Genomic DNA, 20,347 nt, shown 5'->3' on the forward strand with positions numbered 1-20,347 from the left:
GCGCCCCTCTCAAGGCGTACGCGTCTTGAGGCTGTCGATCGCGTGGACGGGCGCCTGGTCGCCGGCCATGAGGTGGGCGATCGCCCCGTAGACCAGCCGCTGGCTCTCCAGCATGCTCTTGCCGGCGAACACCGGCGAGGTCACGACCAGGTTGAAGTGGCCCCCGCCGCCGGTCACCTCGGCGGTGGAGCCCTCGATCTTCGCTTCGATGGCCTGCTTCAGGGCCTCGGGGATCGACCCCTGAAAGGTCGTCAGGTGGCTCGGCATGGGCGATCTATAGGCGATCGCCCCGCCGCGGGAAAGCCGGAGCGCGGGGCTCGGGCCGCGGCGGGGCGCGCTGTCGACGTGGCCGACGCGACGGGATGGGAGAGGCGGGATCGGCGCGGTGGGATCAGGCGCGCGCGGTCGCGCCGGCCAGCTCGATGAGGCCGGCCGCGCCCATGCCGCCGCCGATGCACATCGTCACGATGGCGTACCGGCCGCCGCGCCGGCGCAGCTCGTAGAGCGCGGTCGCGGTGAGCTTCGCGCCGGTGCACCCGAGCGGGTGGCCGAGCGCGATCGCGCCGCCGTTCACGTTGAGCTTCTCCTCGGGGATCTCGAGCGTCCGCTGCACGTAGACGGCCTGCGAGGCGAACGCCTCGTTGACCTCGAAGAGGTCGATGTCGGCCATCTTCAGCCCCGTCCTCGCGAGCAGCTTGCGCACCGCGGGCACCGGGCCGATGCCCATGATGGCGGGGTCGACGCCGACGGTCACGAACGCCCGGAAGTACCCGAGCGGCTTCACCCCGAGCGCGTCCGCCTTCGCCTTGCTCATCACGAGCGCCGCGGCGGCGCCGTCCGACAGCGGCGAGCTGTTGCCCGGCGTGACGCTCCCCTTCGCCGAGAACGCCGGCTTCAGCCCCGCGAGCGCCTCCGCCGTCGTCTCCTTGCGGATCAGCTCATCGGTGCGGAAGTCGAAGAACGCGCGCTTGCCGTTCTCGAAGCGCACCCCCTTCACGGTGACGATCTCGTCCTCGAAGCGCCCGGCCGCGCGCGCCGCCGCCGCCTTCTGGTGGCTCTTCAGCGCGAACGCGTCCTGGTCGGCGCGGCTCACCTGGAAGCGGTTCGCCACGTTCTCCGCGGTGATGCCCATCGGCGTGTACACCGTCGGACACCGCTCCATCGCCTCCGGCGACGCGCTCAGCTTGTTGCCGGTCATCGGCACCATCGTCATCGACTCGACGCCGCCGGCGATGGCGATGTCGAGCGATCCCATCGCGATGCTGCCCGCCGCGCTCGCGATCGCCTGGAGCCCGCTCGAGCAGAAGCGGTTGATGGTGATCGCGGAGCCCTCCTGCGCCATCCCGCCGAGGAGCGAGACGACGCGCGCGATGTTGAGCCCCTGCTCGCCTTCCGGCATGGCGCAGCCGAGGACGAGGTCCTCGACGTCCTCCGGCTTCACCTGGGGGACGCGCTGGAGCAGCGCGGCGACGACCTCGCCGGCGAGCTCGTCGGGGCGCTTCAGCGCGAGCGACCCTTTGTGGGCCCGGCCAACGGCCGAGCGGACGGCCTCTGCAATTACGACGTCGACCATGGCGTTCACCTAGTTCCGGAGGGGCTTGTTGTTCATCAGCATGTACTGCATTCGCTCGGCGCTCTTGGGCTCGCCGCACAGGCTGACGAACGCCTCGCGCTCGAGCTCGAGGATCTCGTCCTCGGTCACCTCGCGCGCCCCGCCGCCGGCGCCGCCGCAGAGCACCTCGGCGAGCTTGCGCGCGATCTTCGCGTCGTGCTCGCTGGCGTGGCCGCCGGCGACAAGCGTGTCGATCATCATCTGCAGCGTCGCGATCCCGCTCTCGCCCGGCAGCTTGTACGCGCGCGGCACGGGCGCGTGGTAGCCGGCCTCGGCCAGCCCGATCGCGCGCGCCTTCACCTCGTACAGCTGGCGGGCCCGGTCGAACGAGACGCCGTCCGTCTTGCGGAAGAAGCCGAGCGCCTTCGCCTCGTCCGCGCTGGTGGCGACCTTGGCGAGGGCGATGTTCTTGAAGACCTGCGTCACGATGTCGTACGTCGGCACCGTCACGCCCTCGGGGATCCCCTCGAGCGCGCGCCAGAGCATGTTGAGCGTCCCCGCGCCGCCCGGGATCAGGCCGACGCCGACCTCGACGAGCCCCGCGTACGTCTCGGCCGCGGCCTGCACCGCGTCGCAGGCGAAGCAGAGCTCGAGGCCGCCGCCGAGGGTCATCCCGTAGGGCGCGGCCACGACCGGCACGCTCGCGTACTTCAGCCGCTGGGTCGCGTCCTGGTACGCCTTCACCATCTTCCGGATCGCGTCCCAGTCCTTGTTGCCCGCGGCCATGGCCACGAGGAACAGGTTGGCGCCGACGCAGAAGTGCTCGCCCTGGTTGAAGACCACGAGCGCGCGGAAGTCCTGCTCGGCCTTCTCGGCGGCGAGCGAGAGCATCCCGATCGAGTCCGGATCGAGGCTGTTCGCCTTGGTCTTGAAGGTGACGCCGAGCACGCCGTCGCCGAGGTCCCAGGCCTCCGCGCCGTCGTTGGCGAGCACGGCCTTCGCGCCCCTCGCGGCCGCGCGCGCGCCGGCCAGCGTCACGTTGCGCGGATCGACCGGCCGGGCGACGTACTCTCCCTTGAGCAGATCGAACACCGCCCCATCGGCGCGGTAGAACGACGTCGCGCCGCTCTGCTTCATGCGGAGGATCGACTCGGGCAGCTGGATGCCGTCCTTCTGCATGCGCTCGACGGTCTCGGCGAAGCCGAGCGCGTCCCAGGTCTGGAACGGCCCGAGCTCCCAGTTGTACCCCCAGCGCATGGCGTCATCGATCGCCACGATGCTGTCGGCGATCTCGCCGACGCGCCGCGCCGTGTACGCGAGCGATCGGGAGAGCACCTTCCAGGCGAACTGCCCGGCCTTGCCGGGGTCGCTGGCGAGCTTCTTCACGCGCGCGGCGGGGTCCTCGATCTTCTCGCACGACCTCGTGGCCTTCTTGATCGCCTCGTCGCCGCCGTGGGGGCGGTACTCGAGCTTGGCCGGGTCGAGCGTCTCCAGGCCTTCCTTGGCCTTGCGGTAGAAGCCGCCCTTGGTCTTGTCGCCGAGGAGCTTCGCCTCGATCATCTTCCGGATGTAGGCGGGCACCTTGAAGACGTCGCGGTCCTCGTCGCGCTCGAGCGCCGAGTAACAGTTGTCGGCGACGTGGGCGAAGGTGTCGAGCCCGACGATATCGCCTGTCCTGAAGCTCGCGCTCTTCGGGTGGGCCATGGCGATGCCGGTGATGGCGTCGACGTCTTCCGGCGCGAGGCCGTCCTCGATCATGAGGTGGATGGCGGTCAGCATCGCGTGGGTGCCGATGCGATTGCCGACGAAGTTCGGGGTGTCCTTGCCGAAGACGAGGCCCTTTCCGAGCACGTCCTCGCCGAGCTTCCGCACGCGGGCGACGACGGCGGGATCGGTGTCGGGCCCGACGACGAGCTCGAGGAGCTTCATGTACCGGACCGGGTTGAAGAAGTGCATGACGAGGAATCGCTTGCGGAAGTCCGCGGAGCGCCCTTGCATCATCTCCTCGATGCGCAGCCCGGACGTATTCGACGCCACGACCGCGTCGGGCCGCAAGACCTCTTCGAGCCGCGCGAAGAGGGCGCGCTTCGGCTCCATCTTCTCGATGATGGCCTCGATAACGAGGTCGCATTGGGCGAGCTCGGCGAAGTGGTCTTCGGTGTTGCCGGTGCGCACGAGGCGGGCGTTCGACGGGTGGAAGAACGCGGCGGGCCTGGCCTTGAGGGCCTTCTCGAGCCCGCCTGCGGCGAACCTGCTGCGGGCGGCCGGGTCCTTCTTCTCGGCGTCGGTGAGGTTCGGGGGCACGATATCGAGGAGCAGGACCTCGATGCCGGCGTTCGCGAGGTGGGCGGCGATGCCGCTGCCCATGACGCCCGCGCCGATGACGCCCGCGCGGCGGATTGGTTTCGTCATGCAGATCCTCCGGAGAGATGAATGGGGCGCAAACCATTGACGGAAAGGGCCCCGAGCGCAAGCGTATCCGAGGTGGACGGCCGCGCGGGAGAGCGAGCAAGGTTACGCGTCGCCGTCGAGGGCGCGCGCTGAATCGGCGAGGCGCCGCGGGACGCCGGGCGGACAAGCGCGGGTGTGCGACACCGAGCGACAGCTGCAATGAGAGGCGGCGCACGGCGTCCCCTGGATTACCGATGCCCCGTGCGTTCCGGTGATCGACCGTCCTCAGAGCACTTCCGTTTCCGGGAGAAGCGCGGGGAGATGGGATGTGGGTTTCTGGGATGGACTGAGCATGGCGCCCGGTGCGAGCGTGCTCAGGCGAGGCCGCGCGGGCGGGCCGGCTGGGGTCGGCCGCTCAGTGCCATGCCTGAGCGGACTGAACTGGCTGTCCGGTGCGGTCGTGCTCGGCGAGGAGGCGCTTCGAGATCTCGACGCACTCGGTGCAGGTGGCGAAGCGCGACTTGTGCAGGCACTGGATCCAGGTCGCCGACCCTTGTGCCAGGAACTCCTCCGGATCGAGGTGCTTGCCGCAGGCGACGCAGTGGATGTGCTTGTGCTCGTGAGGCTGCGCCGGGCGCGCGGGCGCGAGCGCCTTCCGCTCGCGCTTGGTGAGTCGCTTCTCTCGCTTCATGGTCTCCTCGATGGCGGGTGGCCGCACGGCCTCGTGCGGGCGCCGGTGAAGCTACCACGCGCCGCTCGGCGAGAGTTCCGGACGGCGGCGCGGCGGCGCGGGACGGACCTGCGCGACGTCGCCCGCGGATGGCGGCGGCGTGTGGGCGTGTGGGTTGACTTCGTCCAGGGGGTGTGCGTACCGGGCGAGCCGACCGCGCCTCCCCGGGCCCGCGCTGCGCTCGGACGGCGTTGCGAGAGCGGCGCGGAAAGTGGGCGCAGTGGGCCCGCGCGCGTTACCCCTCGCCGTCCTCGCAGCCACGGAGCGCCTCCTCTTCGTCCATCTCGGCGACCTCGGTCGCGTAGTACCGAAGGGAGTGATAGGTTCGTCGCAAGGCCTTCAGGAAATCGAGCCCATCCTCGAGGTTGTAGACGCGCTCGTAGCTAGGCAGCCCTTGCTCGAGGATGTCGCCCACCGCGTTCATGCAATCCGGGTGGAGCTTCACGATCTGCACGGGGGGCCCGCCGACCCGAGGACGAAGCGAGCCAGCGGGACGACCACCTGGCGCGCCCTGACGAGGTGGAGCTCCACGAATTTGACCTTGGCCATCTTGCTCTCCCTCTATCTGGGTTTTCAGCTCTTCGTCGAAGTTCGGGCCGGCGTATTTACGCGGCAGCACGTGGGGGAGCCACCACCGCTCTTCACGCGCCGCCTCGCGTCTCCTGCTTCAATGCGACTCTACGAAGATGACGGAGGTAGCCTGCTCGATCTCCGGTTTGTCGTAGACGATCCCCCCCGCGTCATTCTTGCGATAGATCTGGAACACCTGGACCGCTTCGCCAGAGGCTAGCTCCACGACGGCATGGATGGCGTCCACGTCCTCCGATGCGCCTCGTTCGCGGACGCGCACGTCTCGATAGAGCACGACCGCTCGGAGCTCCTCGGCCGCCGCGCGCTGCCGGAACGCGGTCGTGAGGAGCGTCCAGCCGTTGACACCGCCGTGCGGCGCCACGCCGATGGCATACTTCCCGGCGGCGTCGACCGCGATGGAACCGGGGAGAAATGTCCCCTGTTCCTCCAGAGCACTCTTTGCGACGTCGAGCACCAGCGCAACGAGACGCGAGAGCTCGCCCATCCTTTCGTGACGTTCGTTATTCATAGACGGTAGGATCGACTCTGATGGTTGATGGAGGTCTCGATGAAATACAGTGAGCCGCAAGGCGGAACGAACATGTCCTCCGTCATGACGTGATGCCGAGCAAGAAGAGGGCGTCCGCCCACAGCGGCCAGAGCGTGCGGAACGGGTGGGTCGCCAGCACGACGCCGCCGCGTGGAAGGCGCCGCACGTGGTAGGGGGGCGTGGCGCTCGATGAACTGGACGTGCTTGCGCGAGGTGACGTCCGCCTCGTAGGTGGGCGCGCCAGCTTTCGTTTCATTGACGTTCATCCGTCCTCAACGCACGAACCATCGCCGGGCTGCTCCGTGGCAGCGCGCCGCGCGTGCTTCGTGCCGTGAGGGGCCGCCCGCGCGTCCGACGGAGTCCGCGATTGTCCCCAAGGACGCCAAGTCTACGGAGCGCCGCTCGCACCAGACCGATAGAGCAAAAAACCGACGGTCTCTCACTCCCGCGCGCGCAACAATCCTCTTTCAACCGTCGAAACACCCATTGTAGCTTCTGCTCTCATTGCCGCCGTCCGGATCCCCCGGTCGGCAGGGAGGAACTCAGCATGGATTATTCGGACGAAGTCCTCGAGGCCACGCCTGAGCGCGTCACCAAGTTCTTGACGGGGATGGGCGCTGTCGCCGCGATCCGCACGTCGATGGCCGAGGCGGGGATGACGGATGACGACATCCTGGAGGGCCGCGCGCTGCTCCTCGACGTCCTCGCCGCTCCCCGCAAGATGGGCGCGCCGCCCGATACCGACGATGCCAGGGCGCAGCGCGCCGCGACGACGGAGCTCGACCAGTGGGACGAGCCCAATTTCACCCGTCATGGCGCCGCGCTCCGCCGTCGTTTCCCCGACGTGAACGCTTATGTCTTCAAGGACCTCGCGCCCTCCACCGGCACCGCCGCCGTCCAGGGAGTGGCCACCTTCCTCGCGCGGCTCGATGCCCTCGAGAATGGCACCGACCCGGGCCGCGCTGGAACGAAGCAGGGCGACAAGAAGGCCGTTGCTTTCCTCGCGACGCGCAGCCTCGACAAGGCCGAGCGCAAGCGCCTCCAGGGGCTCGTCGACGTCGCGCTCGGCCCGACATCCCCTTTGCCCGAGCAGGCCGAGCTCCCGGAGACGGCGCGCCGGCGCGAAGCGCTCGTGAAGCTGCGCTCCTGGTTCGACGAGTGGTCGACCACGGCCCGCGCCGTCATCAAGAAGCGCGGTTACCTCATCCGCCTCGGCCTCGCGAGCCGCAAGGCGCGCCAGCGCAAGCCCACCGCCGCGCCGCCCAAGCCGGGCAAGCTTACGGCCACGCCATCCCAGCCGACCTCGCCGGGCGAAGCGACCCACGAGAGGCACATCGAGTAGCCCGGCTCACAAACCAACGCCTCCGGCGCGCCGATGAGACCTTCCGACGCGCTCCGGAAGCTTCCGACGCGTTCTGAAAGCTTCCGACGCGCTCCGGAGCACGAAATTTCGCGTACTTAGCAGCGTCCGTTGCGCCCCCGGCGCCGTCCGACACGCGCTGGAGGACGAATTTCCCGGTAAATTCCGCATCTCGCCTCCACGCCGGAAGCTTCCGGAGCGCGTCGGAAACCTCCGGAGCGCGTCGGAAGCCTTCGACCCGCGTCCTCAGCGCCCCGCCGCCGACTCGAACCTGGGCGCCGCGTCGAACGTCTCCGCCAGCGTCCTCCGGTACTCGTCGGCCATCTGCACGAGCCCATCGATGAGCAGCGCCACGTCGTGGTCCGCGCACCCCTCCAGCGACGCCACGCACGACGCCGACACCTCGTCGCCCGTGAGCGACACGCGGAACTCCCCCGTCGTCTGGTCGTTCATCGTGAGCAGGAACCGGTAGAACGGCTCGTGGTTCGCCGCAGGCAACCCCACGACCGGCGCGCGCAGCGTCAGCAGGCGCCCCGCCTCGTCGATCTCGATGTCCACCTGCGTCGCCGCCTCCGCCGTGGGGTACGGCCGCTGCGCGATGCGCCACGCCCTCGGACCGACGCGCACCCGGTTGGCGATGAGCCCGAGCGTCGACAGGCCCTGCCGGATCACCCGCTCGACGCCCGCGCGCGCCGGGCACGGCGGGTACGCGTGCGGCAGCAGGCGGCCGCAGCCCAGGCACCTGTCGCACTCGACGTCGAACGGCTCCTCGCACGCCGGGCAGCGGTACACCGGCGCCCGATCCCTGAGCTCCGCGAGCGGCCGATCCCCGAGGGCGAGCAGCGGCTGGAACGCGCCCGCCGGGACCACCACGCAGTGACCCGCGAGCTCCCCGGCCGCGCCGGACGGCGCCGCGACCACGCCGATCACCCGCCCCTCGGGATCGAGCACCGGCGCGCCGAGGGGCGCCGCCACGTCGAGCTCGAACACCGGGAGCTGCCCGTCGACCTTGCGCGCCACGTGGCAGACCCGCGCGACCGCGAGGCGCAGGCTCTGCCCCGGGAGGCAGCTCAGCACCGCGGCGCGCTCGCCGAGCCGCGGCTCGGCCGCGGCGCGCGCGGCGAGCGCCGCGACGCCGGGCGGATCGGCCGGCGCGACGAGCGCAACGTCGCGGCCCACGTCCGCGGCGATCACCCGCCCCGCCATGCCACGCCCGTCCTCGAACGCCAGCGCGACCTCCGTCGGGTAGCCGAGCCCGCGCCGGCTCGCCACCACGACGCCGTTGCCGAGCGCAACCCAGCCGGTCGTCACGAGCGCGCCGGCGCGGATCGCCACCACCGAGCGGCGGGCGCGGGCGACGCGCTCGTGGAGCAGCGCGAGATCGCCATCGCCGTGCGCCGCCAGCTGCGACGTCATTGCGCGACGATCCTCGAGAGCGCCGTCATCAGGAGCTCTATCGTGCCGGGTTTGGCGCCGTCCCGCTGCGCGTAGGCGACGATGTCGCGCAGCCGCTGCTCGGTCTTGGCGGGCAGCTTCGTGCGCACGAGGAGCTCGGACAGGGCCCCGATCGCGAGGAAGTGGCGGAGCATCGGGTCAGCGGGCGCGCGCTCGATCTCGCGCAGGTAGCGGCCGAGGTGCTCGCGCGCGAGCGCCGCCGTGGTGAGCGGATCGATGTGCAGCGGCTTCTCCTCGGGCACCTGGCCGCGCACCGCCACGAGCCGCTCCATCGCGAGGAGCGCCGGCTCCGCGACGCCGGCGGTGTTCCCGCGGCGCGCGCCGCCCTCGGCCTGGATGAGCTCGCGGGTCGCGGCCGCCGTGCAGCGGTAGAGGTGCGCCACCGCGTCGGGCATCGCCTCGCCGTGCTCGTAGATCGCGCGGAAGACCGTGCACCGGATGAGGAGCACCATGACGCCCGGCCGCTCCTGGAAGCTGAGCGCCGCGCCGAGCACCTGCGCGTCCCGGAGCAGCTGGCAGAACCGATCGGCCGCCGCGTTCGCCGACTCCGGGCGGGACGGGATGCTCCGGCGCGACGGAGGCTCGATCTCCACCTCCGGCAGCGCGGGCGGGCGCACCGACAGCGGCGTCGCCGCCATGGAGGACGCGCGACGAAAGGGCACGGTGCGCGCGCTGCGGCGATCGCTGACCTGCGCCGGCGTCTCCGCGGCCGCCGCCTGCTCACCGGGCAGCGGCGCCGCCGTCACCGCGCTCCCCGGGGCCGGCTTCGCGGCGCCGCCCTCGGACCCCGGCATCGCGGCGCCGCCGCTCGCCTTCGACGCCGCGACGGCGTCGTGCGCCGGCGGGAGGATGCCAGCCTTGGGCGCGGGCGCGCCGCCGTTCTTCGACGACGCGGCGCTCGGCGCCGGCATCGGCGCCGACGCCAGCGACGGGGACAGGATGTCGGGGATCGCGTCCGCGTCGCGGATGGGGCGCGCGACCGACTCGGGCAGGCGCGGCAAGGGGGGCGCCGCCCACGCCGCCAGCTCCTCGAGCGGCGTCCGCGCCCCCGAGACCGGCGTCGCCGGCGCGCCGGCCCTCACCGACGGAGCGCTCTGCGGGCGGGCAGGCGCGGGCGGGACCGTGAGGTTCTTGAGCGGCCGGGCGCGGCCGGCGGAGGCCCACGTGAGGCTCGCCCGCTGCTCCTCGGAGAACGGCGGCCGCGCGTCGAACCACGCGCCCATCGTCTCCCCGAGCCGCTGCGCCGCCTCGCCGCTCTCGCGCAGCGCCTGGCGCAGCGCCTCCGGCGTGAAGGCGGCGACGCGGCCGACGCGGCGGAGCAGCAGCAGATCCTCCCGCATGCACAGCCGGAACGGCTCGGGGCCGCTCGACAGCTCCAGCGCCGTCCTGAGCAGCGGCACCCGGTGCCGCTCCGCGACGCGCACGACGGGGACGTCGATCGACACCCGCTCGTTCGCCGCGTCGAGCGAGACGAAGAGCGTCATCGCCCCGAGCGGAACGATCCACCCCACGCCCTCCTGCAGCGTCGTCGCCTGGAGGCTCGCCCCGGCCTCCGCGGAGGCGCAGTGCGCGACGAAGCGCACCGGGTCGCGCGTGCGAAAGGCGTCGATCGAGCTCCCGTCCCAGTCCGCGTCCGCGGGCGGCTTGCGCGAGGCGGAGAGCACCGGCGACCGGTCCACCCCGCACGCCTCGCACCGCGGCCCACGCAGCGGGAACCCGCACGCGGAGCAGAAGTCGGAGGCCGGGCTCGAGGGGACCGCCACGCCGACAGCATACCTCAGCGCAAGGCCGAGGTGGCACCGCGGTTGCGCTCAGAGGAACGGATTCAGGTGGAGCGCAACCTTGGCCTCCCGCAGGTTGTGCTGGACCCTTCGGATGAAGTGGATGAACAGGTACGCCCAGACGGCGAAGGTGACGACGCTGATGACGAGCTGGACCGTCTTGCTGACGCCGATCACCATCCAGAGCGCCGTCAGAAGGAAGGCCGCGAACGACAGCGGGACGAACCACTTCCAGCAGAGGTTCATCATCTGGTCGATGCGGACGCGCGGCAGCGTCCAGCGGATCCAGATGACCACGAAGACGAGGGCCCAGCTCTTCAGCAGGAAGAGGAAGACGCCGACGAGCTGGAGCCCGAAGCTCGCCTCCTGCTGGGCCGGCGAGACGCCGGGGATCTGCCAGCCCCCGAGGAAGAGCGCGCTCGCGATGCCGCACATCACGAAGACGTTCGCCCACTCGGCGAAGAAGAAGAAGAGGTACCGCATGCCGGAGTACTCGGTCGAGTAGCCGGCCACGAGCTCGCTCTCCGCCTCGGGCAGGTCGAACGGCGCGCGGTTGCCCTCCGCGAGCGCCGTCGTGAAATACAGGAAGAACAGCGCGAACGTGATCGGGTTGCGGAAGACGAACCAGTGCCAGGGCCAGCCGCCCACGTCGAGGAGCGAGGGCCCGGCGCCGCCCTGGGCGCCGATGATGTCCTGGAGCCGCAGCGAGCCCGTCATCATGACGATGCACACGATCGCGACCGCGCCGGGGATCTCGTAGCTGATGATCTGCGCCGCCGAGCGGATCCCGCCGAGGAGCGACCACTTGTTGTTCGACGCCCAGCCGCCGGTCATGAGGCCGATGGTGACCAGCGACGTCACGGCGATCACGAAGAGGATCCCGATGTCGAGGTCGGCCGCGATGAGGTACTGGCCGAACGGCATGACGACGAACGTGGCCGACACGCCGACGAACACGAGGTAGGGCGCGAGCCGGAAGAGCGCCTTGTCGCTCTCGGCCGGGATGACGTCCTCCTTCATGATCGACTTGATCCCGTCGGCGACCCACACGAGCAGGCCCTGCGGCCCGGCGCGGTTCGGCCCGATGCGGGACTGCATGCGCGCCGAGACGCGGCGCTCGACCCAGGTGATGATCCCCGCGGTCGGCGCCATGAAGAGCAGGATGATCGCGGCGGCCACGCCGAGGAGGATCCCGGCGCCGAGCAGATCGGTCGGGGCGCTCGCGTGGAACCCCTCGGTCGAGAGCTGGATCTCGGACGGGGTCGCGCCGCCCCGGCGGATCCCGACCGCCGACCGCCGCTCGTGGCCGCTCGGGATCACGTCGGCCTTCGAGAGGACCTTCACGCCCTCGAAGCGCGTGATGACGTCGCCGGGCTGGAGCCCCGCCTGGCTCGCCGGGCTCCCGTCGCGCACGCCCGTCACGACGAGCCCGCCGGCGGGCGGCGACTCGGCCGCGACCTCGACGCCGAAGAACGCGAGCGCGCGCGCCCCCTCCTTCACGCGCGCCTCGATGACCGCGCGGCGCGGGGTCGGCGGGAGGAAGTCCATCGTGACGCCCCTCACCGTGCCGTTCACGGGGAGCGCCCCCTGCGCGGTCGCGGGGATCTCGACGACCACGTCGCCGTGGAAGGTCGTGTGCACCGCGTCGTCGCCGCGGCCGGCGAAGCGGGACTGCAGGCCCTCGGAGAAGACCAGCGAGATCTTCGTGCTGCTGACCTGCGCGCCCTCGATCTCGATGCTCTGGCCGGTGAGCGGCGCCTGGCCGGGGCGGCGGAGGGTGCCGCGGAACGTGACGACCGCCTCCTTCGCCTCGGCGGTGGGCAGGTTGGTCCCGAGGATCTCGATGCGGTCGCCGAGGTCGACCTCGCGCGGCACGACGTCGACGACGCTCAGGAGCTCGGGCGCCGTCCTGCTCTCGGCGCAGCCGGCCGCGCCGAGCAGCGCGAGGAGGGCCAGGAGGCACGGCAAGAAGCCTCGAGAGAGAGCTCTCCAGGGAGGAGATCCGCGCATGGTGCCGCTTATAAACCGCGCCGCTCGCGCGGTCGAGAATGCGGAGAAAAGCGCTCCTGCTCGCGCTGTCTGTTTACCTACCGGTTACCGGCTACCGGCCCCGGACGGGGAGGAAGTACCGGCTGCCGTCGAGCTCGTTCACGCCCACGTAGAGCTCTGCCTCGAACACGTCCTTGAGCCGGCGGTAGGTCATCACCTCCTCGACGGTGCCGTGGGCGACCAGCCGCCCGGCCTTGAGGAGCGCCACGCGGTCGGCGTACTGGGCAGCCGCGTTGAGATCGTGCAGCACCGCGACGCAGGCGAGGCGCCGCTCGGCCACCTCCCTGCGCACGACCTCGTGGACCTCGATCGAGTGGCGGATGTCGAGGTGCGCCCCGGGCTCGTCGAGGATCAGCACCTGCGCCTCCTGCGCGAGCGCGCGGGCGATGGCCACCCGCTTCTGCTCGCCGCCGGAGAGCTCGGCCACCGGCCTCCCCGCGAGCCCCACGAGATCGCAGGCGTCGAGGGCGCGGGCGACCGCCTCCTCGTCCCGGCCGGCGGCGAGCATCCACGCGCCCTGGTGGGGCGCGCGGCCCATCATGACGACCTCGCGCACCGTGAAGCCGGGCGCCGAGGCGATCCCCTGCGGCACGACCGCCACGCACCGCGCGATCGCCCGCCGGTCCATGCCGGCGAGCGGCCTCCCCAGCAGGGTCGCCTCGCCCCGCGCCGGCCGCAGGGCCCCCGAGAGGACCCGGACCAGCGTCGATTTTCCCGCGCCGTTCGGCCCCAGGACGGCGCAGAGCTCGCCCGCGCGCACATCCAGGCTGATCCCCTCCAGCGCCAGCCTCCCGGTGGGATAGCTCGCGGCCACGTCACGCAGATCGATCGCCGGCCCCTGCACGCGGTCTCTTTTGTCGAATGATTTGAGTGATATCGAGTGATCTTCCCTTGCGCGAGGTTTCTTGCGGTGGTCCAATCGACTCGAGGCGTAGAGGAGATGGAAACGGCGAAGGAGACTCTGGGAGGCGGCGAGGTACCGCGTCGCGTTATTAAGCGCTACTCCAATCGGAAGCTCTACGACACGAAGGACAGTCGTTACGTCACCCTGCAGCAGATAGGGGAGATGGTCCGGGCTGGCGAAGAGGTCCAGATCATCGACAACGCGACCAAGGAGGACAAGACCGAGGTCACGCTGGCGCTGATCATCTCGGAAGATCTCAAATCGCAGCCGCGCTCGGTCCCGCTCGGCACGCTGAGAGATCTGATCCAGGAGCGGGGCGAGCGGCTGCTCTCGCAGCTGCGCGAGGGCCCGATCGGCCGGCTCATCCCCGGCGCGGTCCCTGGCGAGGGCGGCGTGGCGGCGCCAGGAACGGCGCCCGCCCCGGGGACGGAGCAGGCGACGCCCGCGTCGCCCTCGTCCCATCCGCCCCCGCCGCTCGACGCGGACAGGTCGAGCCACGCGAAGGGGCGCCTGAGCGGGATCGTCGAGAGCTCGAAGCAGACGCTCGATCAGTGGCAGCAGGCCGTCGACGAGCGCATCCGGGCCATCCTCCCGGGCCTCGGGCTGGTCCGCGATCTCCAGTCCGATGTCAAGCGCCTGTCGCAGCGCATTGACGAGCTGGAGGCGAAGCTCCAGGGACGCGCGGGTGAACCCATCGAGGGCGCGGCTCCGCACCAGGCGGGCTCCGGCGCGGACGAACCCGCGGGCGAGGGCCGCGAGGGTCAGGGGAGCGAGAGCCGGCTGGAATAGCCCTGGGCGCTCCTCTGTTCCCCCGGGCGAGCCCATGCCGTTCTTCTTCAGCAAGAAACCTGCGTCCGTAGCGCAGGACCTGTCGTTGGCCAGCGCCGACGGTGGCCGCGCCGACGCCTTCGAGATCGAGCTGCTGGGTCATCTGGACACGCTCTACGGCGTGAGCTGCCGGATGACGAAGAGCTCGACGGAGGCGGAGGATCTGGTCCAGGACACCATCGTCAAGGCGATGCGCGCCCGGGATCAGTTCGAGCCGGGCACCAACCTCAAGGCCTGGCTGCTTCGGATCCTGACGAACACGTTCATCAACCGGTACCGTCGCGGGGGCCTCGAGCGAGGCATCTTCGACGGTCCCGACGCCGAGCCGCTCACCGATGCGTGGGTCGGCGCGACGACGATGCGTGCGATGCGCGATCCGGAGACCCAGGCGCTCACGCCGCTGGTGGAGGCGGAGGTGCAGCGCGCCCTCGACGCGCTGCCCGAGGAGTTCCGGCTGGCCGTGGTGCTGTCGGACATCGAGGAGCTCTCCTACAAGGAGATCGCCGAGGCGATGGGCTGCCCCATCGGCACGGTGATGTCGCGCTTGCACAGGGGCCGCAAGCTCCTCCAGAAGACGCTGCGCGAGCACGCGGTCCTGATGGGCATCGTCAGCGACGACGCGGCGAAGGACGCGCCCGCCGACCTGGACGCGTACCGCAAGCGGAAGCGGGGTGCCGCATGAGCGCTGCGAAATCGATCGAGAGCTGTTCGCGGTTCGACTACGCGCTGTCCGCCTACGTCGACTGCGAGCTGGATCCTGACCACGCCGTCGATCTCGAGTCCCACCTCGTCCAGTGCCCTCCGTGCTTCGAGCAGGTGAGGCTCTTGCGCTCGCTGCGGGCGAGCCTGAAGCGGGCGCGACCGTCGGGGTGCCCGGACGCGCTGCGGGCGCGCGTCGCCGCGGCGGTGGCGCACGAGCAGGCGCGCGACGCGGCGCAGTCGGCCGAGGCGAGGCCGCGCCTCGTGCACAGGGGGTACGCGATCGCGCTCGCCGCGGCGGCGGGCGTCGTCTTCGTCGTGGGCGTGGCGCGGCGGCCGGACGCGTCGGCGGAGGCCGCGAAGGCGGACGCCGCGAGGGCGGCGGTCGATCGCGCGGCGTCCATCGAGAGCGTCGAGGTCCTGCTCGACGATCTCGTCACCCAGCACGCGCAGCCGCTGCCGCCGGAGACGACCAACCCGGAGGATCTACCGCGCTTCGATCCGTTCGTCGGCGTCCCGGTCCGCAGGCCGCACTTCCAGTCGATACCGGCGAACTTCATGGGCGCCCGCGTGCACACGATGCGCGATCGGCGCGCCGCGCTGCTCCAGTTCGTGGTGCGGGGCAATCACCGCGTGACGGTCTACATGTTCAACTCGCGCGCGGTCCCGGTGCAGAAGGCGCAGCCGATCCTGCAGCCGCGCGTCGTGCGCGAGCGCCCCGTCTACGTGGGCAACATCAACGGCTACTCGGTCGCCGCTGCCGAGCGCAGCGGCGTCGGCTACGCGCTCGCCTCGGATCTCGGCGACGACGTCAGCACGCAGCTCGTCCTCGCTGCGATGCAGTGAGCGCGCCGGCGCCCACTCCATGGCGGGGTGCAGACGCCGTTCTCTCCCCTCCCTCGATCATCCCACCCCGACCAACCCCTACCGCGAGAGACCGCATGCGCTTCGTCTTCGTCATGGATCCGCTGAGCCGCGTGACGCACGACAAGGACACGTCGTTCGCCTTCATCCGAGCGGCGCAGGCGCGCGGCCACGAGAGCTTCCACTGCTTGCCGCGCGACCTCTCGATCGAGGGCGGCGAGGCGCACGCCTCGGCCTCGCCGGTGCTCATCGGCGACGCGCCCCCGTTCATCTCGCTCGCGGCGGGCCCCGAGCGGCTCCGGCTCGCGGACGTGGACGCCATCTTCATCCGCAAGGACCCGCCGTTCGATCGCAGCTACCTGTACGCGACGCTGATCCTGGAGCGCGCGCGGCGCTGCCCGCTCATCGTGAACGACCCCCGCGGGCTGCGCGACGCCAACGAGAAGCTCTACGCGCTGAACTTCCCCGAGTGGACGCCGAGGACGCTGGTCACCGCGGACCGCGAGCAGATCCACGCGTTCGTGCGCGCCCTCGGCGGCACGGCGGTGATCAAGCCGCTCGACGGCGCGGGCGGCCTCGGCGTGCTGCAGATCAACGAGCGCGACAAGAACGCGCGCGCCATCGCGGACATGATGACGAACGAGGGGCACCGCCTCGCGATGGTCCAGGAGTACCTGCCCGCCGTCGTCCACGGTGACAAGCGCGTCCTCTTGCTCGACGGCGAGCTGCTCGGCGCCATCCTCCGGGTGCCCCGCGACGACGATCACCGCTCGAACATCCACGTCGGCGGGCGCGTGGTCTCGACGGAGCTCTCGCCGCGCGAGCTCGATCTCGTCCGCGCGGTCGCGCCTCGCCTCCGCGCCGACGGCCTCTTCTTCGTGGGCCTCGACGTCATCGGCGAGCGCCTGACCGAGGTGAACGTCACGAGCCCGACGGGCATCCAGGAGCTCGGGCGCTTCACCGGCGCGGATCCGGCGGCCAGGGTGATCGCCTGGGCCGAGGAGCGGGCGCGCGGCCAGGCCGCGCGCGCGTGAGCCACGTCGCTCCGGAAAGTTGGCCCGGAGCGCCCGCTTCTGCGAAGGCTCCCCCATGGGCGACTCATTCGAGCGGTGTGCCGTCTGCAGCGACGGCGAGCAGGGCGATCGGGACGGCGGTGCGCCCGGGGATCCTCGCGCGAGGACGCGGATGGCGCGCGTGGTCATCCAGGGGCGCTCGCTGAGCCTGTGCCGGACGCACGCGGCGACCGTGGCCGTCGCCATGCCGGAGACGTTCGAGGAGATGCGCGCGCTGTTCGTGGGACTCCAGCGCGGCGCCCAGCCGGCGCAGCGTGGCGCGCAGCCGGCGCAGCGCGATCCGTCCGTCGAGCGCCGCTCCCCCATCCCGCGCCGCAGCCCCGAGGATCGGCGCGTCTTCCCCCCGCGGCCGGAGGGCCGGCGGATCGGCGCAGGACGCCGCGCCAGCGATCCGGGGGAGTGATCGAGACCGCCGCGCCGGCGCCCTCCTCGCGCCGATCTCCGGAGCGGCGCCCGCTCTCCGCGCGGAGCGCCGCGGGCTGCCGGATGCGCGCGGCGCGTGGTAGGTTCTCGCCATGAGATCCCGCCGGCATGTCGTCATCGGGCTCGGCTCGAGCGTGGGCGATCGCCTGGCGACCCTCCGCGCCGCCATCGCGGCGCTCGGCGCTGATCCCGATCTCGACGTCGTCCTCGAGTCGTCGCGCTACGAGTCCCCGCCCGCAGGCGGCCCTCCGCAGGGCGACTACGTGAACGCCGCGGTGCTCGTCGCCACGTCGCTGCCCGCACGCCAGATCCTCGATCGCACCCTCGCCGTGGAGCGCTCGCTCGGGCGGACGCGCCCCGATCCGGTGCGATGGGGGCCGCGCACGATCGATCTGGACCTGCTCTGGATCGAGGGCGAGGTCGTCGCGGAGCCGGATCTCGAGGTGCCTCACCCGCGGCTCTGCGACCGTGTGTTCGCGCTCAGGCCGCTGCTCGACGTCGCCCCCGACGCGCGCGACCCTCGCACGGCCGTCGCGTACGCCGCGCTTCCCGAGGCGAGCGCGCCCATTCGCAAGCTCGCTCCGATCTGATCGGCGCGGCTGCCACGCGCGGGCGCGGCGCTCAGCGCGAGCGCGGCGGGCCGGAAGCGGCGCGGGAGCGGAGGCCGGCGCTGCCGCCCGCGTACGACGCCGCGCTGCCGATCGTGACCACCACGACCAGCAGCAGCGCCCACCCCAGCGCGCCCGCCGGCGCGCCCTCGGCGAGGGCGAGCGCCCACGCGAGCGCGGCGACGACGGCGCCGCTCGCGGCGGCCTCGCGCCGCCCGGCGCGCCCGCCGAACCGCCCCACGAGGTAGCCGCCGGCGACCCCGGCGAGCGCGAACGCGATCACGTTGAGCCCCACCATCGCGAGCCGCACAGAGCCCTGTGCCCCGGCGTCCCCCGCCCGCTCGATCATCCGGCGCAGCAGCGTGTTGACGAGGCCCGCGAGCGGCAGCCACGCGATGAAGATCGCCACCGTCCCGAGCGCGATCCAGTGCCACGGCGGCCGGTCCTCGCCCTCGTCGTCGCCGCCGCTCTGCAGCACGGGGAGCTTGCGCTTCTCCGGCGCTGCCACGCCGCCCCGAGGAGGCGCCGCGCCTGCCGCGCCGCTGCCGATGACCGGGAGGCGTCGCTTGGGCGCGTCCCCCATGGCGTCAGCTGGGCTTCGAGGTCGGGGGCGGCGCGGCGGCAGGAGCCTTCCGCCAGAACTTCCGCGCTTCGTCCTGCTGGCGGACCAGCCGCCGCTGCTCCTGGATCAGGCCGCCGTACGCGCGAGGCACCCGCGGATCCTTCGCGAGCGCGTACAGGACCTGGAGCGCCGCCTCGGCGTCGTCCGTCGCGCGGTGCGCCTTCTCGAGCGAGATCCCGAGCCGAGCGGCCATGTCGCCGAGGGCGCGGCTCTCCTCGTTCTTGTAGAGCTCACGGGCGAACGTGAGCGGATCGACCCAGTCGACCTCGCGCCGCATGGCGGGCGGCGGCTCGCGCGGGCGCATGCCCACGCGCTCGAGCTCGGCGAGCAGGAACGAGCGGTCGAAGGTGGCGTTGTACGCCGCGGGGATCGCCCCCTTGAAGCAGCCGAGGATCTCCTCCGCGACCTCGGCGAACGACGGCTTGCCTTCGACGTCCGCGTCCTTGATCCCGTGGATGGCGGTGCTCTCCGCGGGGATGGGCCGCCCCGGGTGGATGAGCCAGTTGTAGCGCGTCAGGATCTCCCCGGAGCGGCCGATGACGATGCCGAGCTCGATGATCCGATCGCCCGCAGGATCGCGCCCCGTGGTCTCGACGTCGACGAAGGCGATCGGCTGGTCGATCCAGGCGCTGCCCGCGTCGATCTCGGACGCAACACCGACGGCGCGCACCTTGAGGAGGTGCGCGATCCCAGGGTAGTGCCGGCCCGTCGGGAAGCAGCCGCACGGGTCGGCGACCTTCACGGCGTCCTCGGCTTGGCGGGCTGGACGGGCTGGACGGGCGCAGCCGAGGTCGCGGGGCGCGCCGCGCCGCCCGCCGGCGCGCTGGTGCCGGCGGCGGGGGTGGCGCTGGCCGCCGGGGTGGCGCTGGCCGCGGGGATCGCGCTGCCGGAGGGCGACGCGTCGCCTGGCTTCGGGGGCGCAGGCCGCGGCGTCTTGCCGAGGAGCTCCAGCTCGAGCTTGACCCACGCCTCGAGATCCTGGCCGGGGTTCGAGAGGAGCTGGAGGTTGACCTCGCGGCCGTTGATGAAGACGAGGGGCGTCCCCTCGAGCCCGACCCCGTCGGCCTGCAGCTTGTCCTTGTCGATGCGCGCCTTGGTGTCGGTCGAGACGAGATCGGCGCGGAACTTCACCATATCGAGCTTGAGCCGCTGCGCGTAGCGCTCGAGGTCGGCCTGCTCCAGCTTGTCCTGGTTCTCGAAGAGGAGGTGGTGCATCTCCCAGAACTTGCCCTGGTTGAGCGCGGCGGTCGCCGCGCGCGCGGCGGGCTCGCCGTGGACGTGCGCCGAGAGCGGGTAGAACTTGAAGACGAGGCGCACCTGCCCGTCGAAGCGCTTCACGAGCCCCTCGAGCAGCGGCGCCATCAGCCTGCAGAACGGGCACTCGAAGTCGGCCCACTCGACGATCGTGATCGGCGCGTCGGGCGGCCCCATCTCCGGCGAGCCGTCGGTGGCGAGCGTCTTCACCTTGTTCGCGTCGAAGCGCATGTGGAACGCGTCGTCGCGCTCCTTCTTCGACCGGCCGTCCTTGACCAGATCGAGCAGGAGCAGCGCGGCGGGGAGGCACGCCTTGCACGGGCGCTGCTCCTTCACGCACTGCGCGATGCTCACCGGCGTGTCCGGGCAAGGGGAGAGGAGCTCGGAGACCTGTGCCCCCCACTCCCGGCGCTCGCGGGGAGTCAGCGAGGAGGTGTCCACGCCCGGCAGCGAGACCGACACCTCCGGGTTCGCGGCCGGTTTGGGCTCGTTCGAGCTAGGGTTCCCAGGACAGCCCGTGGCGCCGATCGCGAGCAACGGCAACGCGAGGAGCGGCGGCATCCAGCGCAGGAATGACATCGCGGCGCGAGCTTAGTCGGACCCCTTGCGAGATGCTAGCGCGGGTGTAGCGTCA

General features: G+C 71.7%; 20 protein-coding genes and 1 pseudogene. 7 read left to right on the forward strand and 14 right to left on the reverse strand.

Annotation, left to right across the window (positions count from 1 at the left end):
* Positions 1-9 precede the first annotated feature (9 nt).
* The 7 genes and pseudogenes from WMF34_RS38445 to WMF34_RS38475 all read right to left on the reverse strand — a co-directional run.
* Positions 10-267 (reverse strand): BolA/IbaG family iron-sulfur metabolism protein, encoded by a 258-nt coding sequence (locus WMF34_RS38445; RefSeq protein ID WP_012240161.1) that lies wholly within the window; start codon positions 265-267, stop codon positions 10-12.
* A gap of 124 nt (positions 268-391) precedes the next feature.
* Positions 392-1,573, reverse strand: coding sequence for a thiolase family protein (locus WMF34_RS38450; RefSeq protein WP_012240162.1), 1,182 nt, complete (start codon positions 1,571-1,573; stop codon positions 392-394).
* Between the two features lie 9 nt (positions 1,574-1,582).
* Positions 1,583-3,964, reverse strand: coding sequence for a 3-hydroxyacyl-CoA dehydrogenase/enoyl-CoA hydratase family protein (locus tag WMF34_RS38455; RefSeq protein WP_012240163.1), 2,382 nt, complete (start codon positions 3,962-3,964; stop codon positions 1,583-1,585).
* Positions 3,965-4,358: 394 nt separating this feature from the next.
* Complete coding sequence (locus WMF34_RS38460) at positions 4,359-4,634, reverse strand: hypothetical protein (RefSeq protein WP_012240164.1); 276 nt, start codon at positions 4,632-4,634, stop codon at positions 4,359-4,361.
* A 274-nt stretch (positions 4,635-4,908) separates the two neighbouring features.
* The gene (locus tag WMF34_RS38465) at positions 4,909-5,127 is read right to left on the reverse strand and encodes a hypothetical protein (protein WP_437990916.1); all 219 of its coding nucleotides are present in this window, start codon (positions 5,125-5,127) and stop codon (positions 4,909-4,911) included.
* A 213-nt stretch (positions 5,128-5,340) separates the two neighbouring features.
* Positions 5,341-5,748 (reverse strand): hypothetical protein, encoded by a 408-nt coding sequence (locus WMF34_RS38470; protein ID WP_157907208.1) that lies wholly within the window; start codon positions 5,746-5,748, stop codon positions 5,341-5,343.
* A gap of 106 nt (positions 5,749-5,854) precedes the next feature.
* Positions 5,855-6,035: pseudogene (locus WMF34_RS38475) on the reverse strand (hypothetical protein); the annotation flags it as partial.
* Between the two features lie 305 nt (positions 6,036-6,340).
* On the opposite strand from WMF34_RS38475, the gene WMF34_RS38480 reads away from it, so the two are divergent.
* Positions 6,341-7,135 (forward strand): hypothetical protein, encoded by a 795-nt coding sequence (locus WMF34_RS38480; protein WP_437990917.1) that lies wholly within the window; start codon positions 6,341-6,343, stop codon positions 7,133-7,135.
* Positions 7,136-7,399: 264 nt separating this feature from the next.
* Here WMF34_RS38480 and WMF34_RS38485 read toward each other — a convergent pair whose 3' ends face one another.
* The 4 genes from WMF34_RS38485 to WMF34_RS38500 form a co-directional block, all read right to left on the reverse strand.
* Positions 7,400-8,569 carry a trypsin-like peptidase domain-containing protein gene (locus tag WMF34_RS38485; protein WP_012240169.1) on the reverse strand — a complete coding sequence of 390 codons (1,170 nt, stop codon included), beginning with the start codon at positions 8,567-8,569 and terminating at the stop codon, positions 7,400-7,402.
* The gene (locus tag WMF34_RS38490; RefSeq protein ID WP_012240170.1) at positions 8,566-10,371 is read right to left on the reverse strand and encodes a zinc ribbon domain-containing protein; all 1,806 of its coding nucleotides are present in this window, start codon (positions 10,369-10,371) and stop codon (positions 8,566-8,568) included. The genes WMF34_RS38485 and WMF34_RS38490 overlap by 4 nt, the downstream gene beginning before the upstream one ends.
* 48 nt (positions 10,372-10,419) lie before the next feature.
* Entirely contained in the window at positions 10,420-12,357 is a 1,938-nt protein-coding gene (nuoH, locus tag WMF34_RS38495) for an NADH-quinone oxidoreductase subunit NuoH (protein WP_012240171.1), read from the reverse strand.
* A gap of 133 nt (positions 12,358-12,490) precedes the next feature.
* Positions 12,491-13,282, reverse strand: coding sequence for an ABC transporter ATP-binding protein (locus WMF34_RS38500; protein ID WP_437741927.1), 792 nt, complete (start codon positions 13,280-13,282; stop codon positions 12,491-12,493).
* Positions 13,283-13,378: 96 nt separating this feature from the next.
* Here WMF34_RS38500 and WMF34_RS38505 point away from each other — a divergent pair, with 96 nt between their 5' ends.
* The 6 genes from WMF34_RS38505 to folK all read left to right on the forward strand — a co-directional run bounded on the left by WMF34_RS38505 (position 13,379) and on the right by folK (position 17,819).
* Positions 13,379-14,131: a polyhydroxyalkanoate synthesis regulator DNA-binding domain-containing protein gene (locus WMF34_RS38505; protein WP_012240173.1), complete on the forward strand. Its 753-nt coding sequence runs from the start codon at positions 13,379-13,381 to the stop codon at positions 14,129-14,131.
* An 85-nt stretch (positions 14,132-14,216) separates the two neighbouring features.
* Positions 14,217-14,852, forward strand: a complete 636-nt coding sequence (locus WMF34_RS38510; RefSeq protein ID WP_437990918.1) for a sigma-70 family RNA polymerase sigma factor — start codon at positions 14,217-14,219, stop codon at positions 14,850-14,852.
* Complete coding sequence (locus tag WMF34_RS38515; protein WP_437990919.1) at positions 14,849-15,715, forward strand: anti-sigma factor family protein; 867 nt, start codon at positions 14,849-14,851, stop codon at positions 15,713-15,715. Before WMF34_RS38510 ends, WMF34_RS38515 begins: the two co-directional genes overlap by 4 nt.
* 95 nt (positions 15,716-15,810) lie before the next feature.
* Positions 15,811-16,767: a glutathione synthase gene (gene gshB / locus WMF34_RS38520; RefSeq protein WP_012240176.1), complete on the forward strand. Its 957-nt coding sequence runs from the start codon at positions 15,811-15,813 to the stop codon at positions 16,765-16,767.
* A 55-nt stretch (positions 16,768-16,822) separates the two neighbouring features.
* Positions 16,823-17,209 carry a hypothetical protein gene (locus WMF34_RS38525; RefSeq protein ID WP_012240177.1) on the forward strand — a complete coding sequence of 129 codons (387 nt, stop codon included), beginning with the start codon at positions 16,823-16,825 and terminating at the stop codon, positions 17,207-17,209.
* A 112-nt stretch (positions 17,210-17,321) separates the two neighbouring features.
* Positions 17,322-17,819 carry a 2-amino-4-hydroxy-6-hydroxymethyldihydropteridine diphosphokinase gene (folK, locus tag WMF34_RS38530; RefSeq protein WP_012240178.1) on the forward strand — a complete coding sequence of 166 codons (498 nt, stop codon included), beginning with the start codon at positions 17,322-17,324 and terminating at the stop codon, positions 17,817-17,819.
* A 31-nt stretch (positions 17,820-17,850) separates the two neighbouring features.
* Here the strand turns inward: folK and WMF34_RS38535 are convergent, their stop codons facing one another.
* The 3 genes from WMF34_RS38535 to WMF34_RS38545 are packed head-to-tail and all read right to left on the reverse strand — an operon-like array spanning position 17,851 to position 20,292.
* The gene (locus WMF34_RS38535; RefSeq protein ID WP_080599131.1) at positions 17,851-18,420 is read right to left on the reverse strand and encodes a hypothetical protein; all 570 of its coding nucleotides are present in this window, start codon (positions 18,418-18,420) and stop codon (positions 17,851-17,853) included.
* Between the two features lie 4 nt (positions 18,421-18,424).
* Complete coding sequence (locus tag WMF34_RS38540; RefSeq protein ID WP_012240180.1) at positions 18,425-19,201, reverse strand: 3'-5' exonuclease; 777 nt, start codon at positions 19,199-19,201, stop codon at positions 18,425-18,427.
* Positions 19,198-20,292, reverse strand: coding sequence for a DsbA family protein (locus WMF34_RS38545; protein ID WP_437990920.1), 1,095 nt, complete (start codon positions 20,290-20,292; stop codon positions 19,198-19,200). The genes WMF34_RS38540 and WMF34_RS38545 overlap by 4 nt, the downstream gene beginning before the upstream one ends.
* Between the last annotated feature and the right edge of the window lie 55 nt (positions 20,293-20,347).

The organism is Sorangium sp. So ce145, from assembly GCF_051525985.1.
GTDB classification, from domain to species: Bacteria; Myxococcota_A; Polyangia; order Polyangiales; family Polyangiaceae; genus Sorangium; species Sorangium cellulosum_B.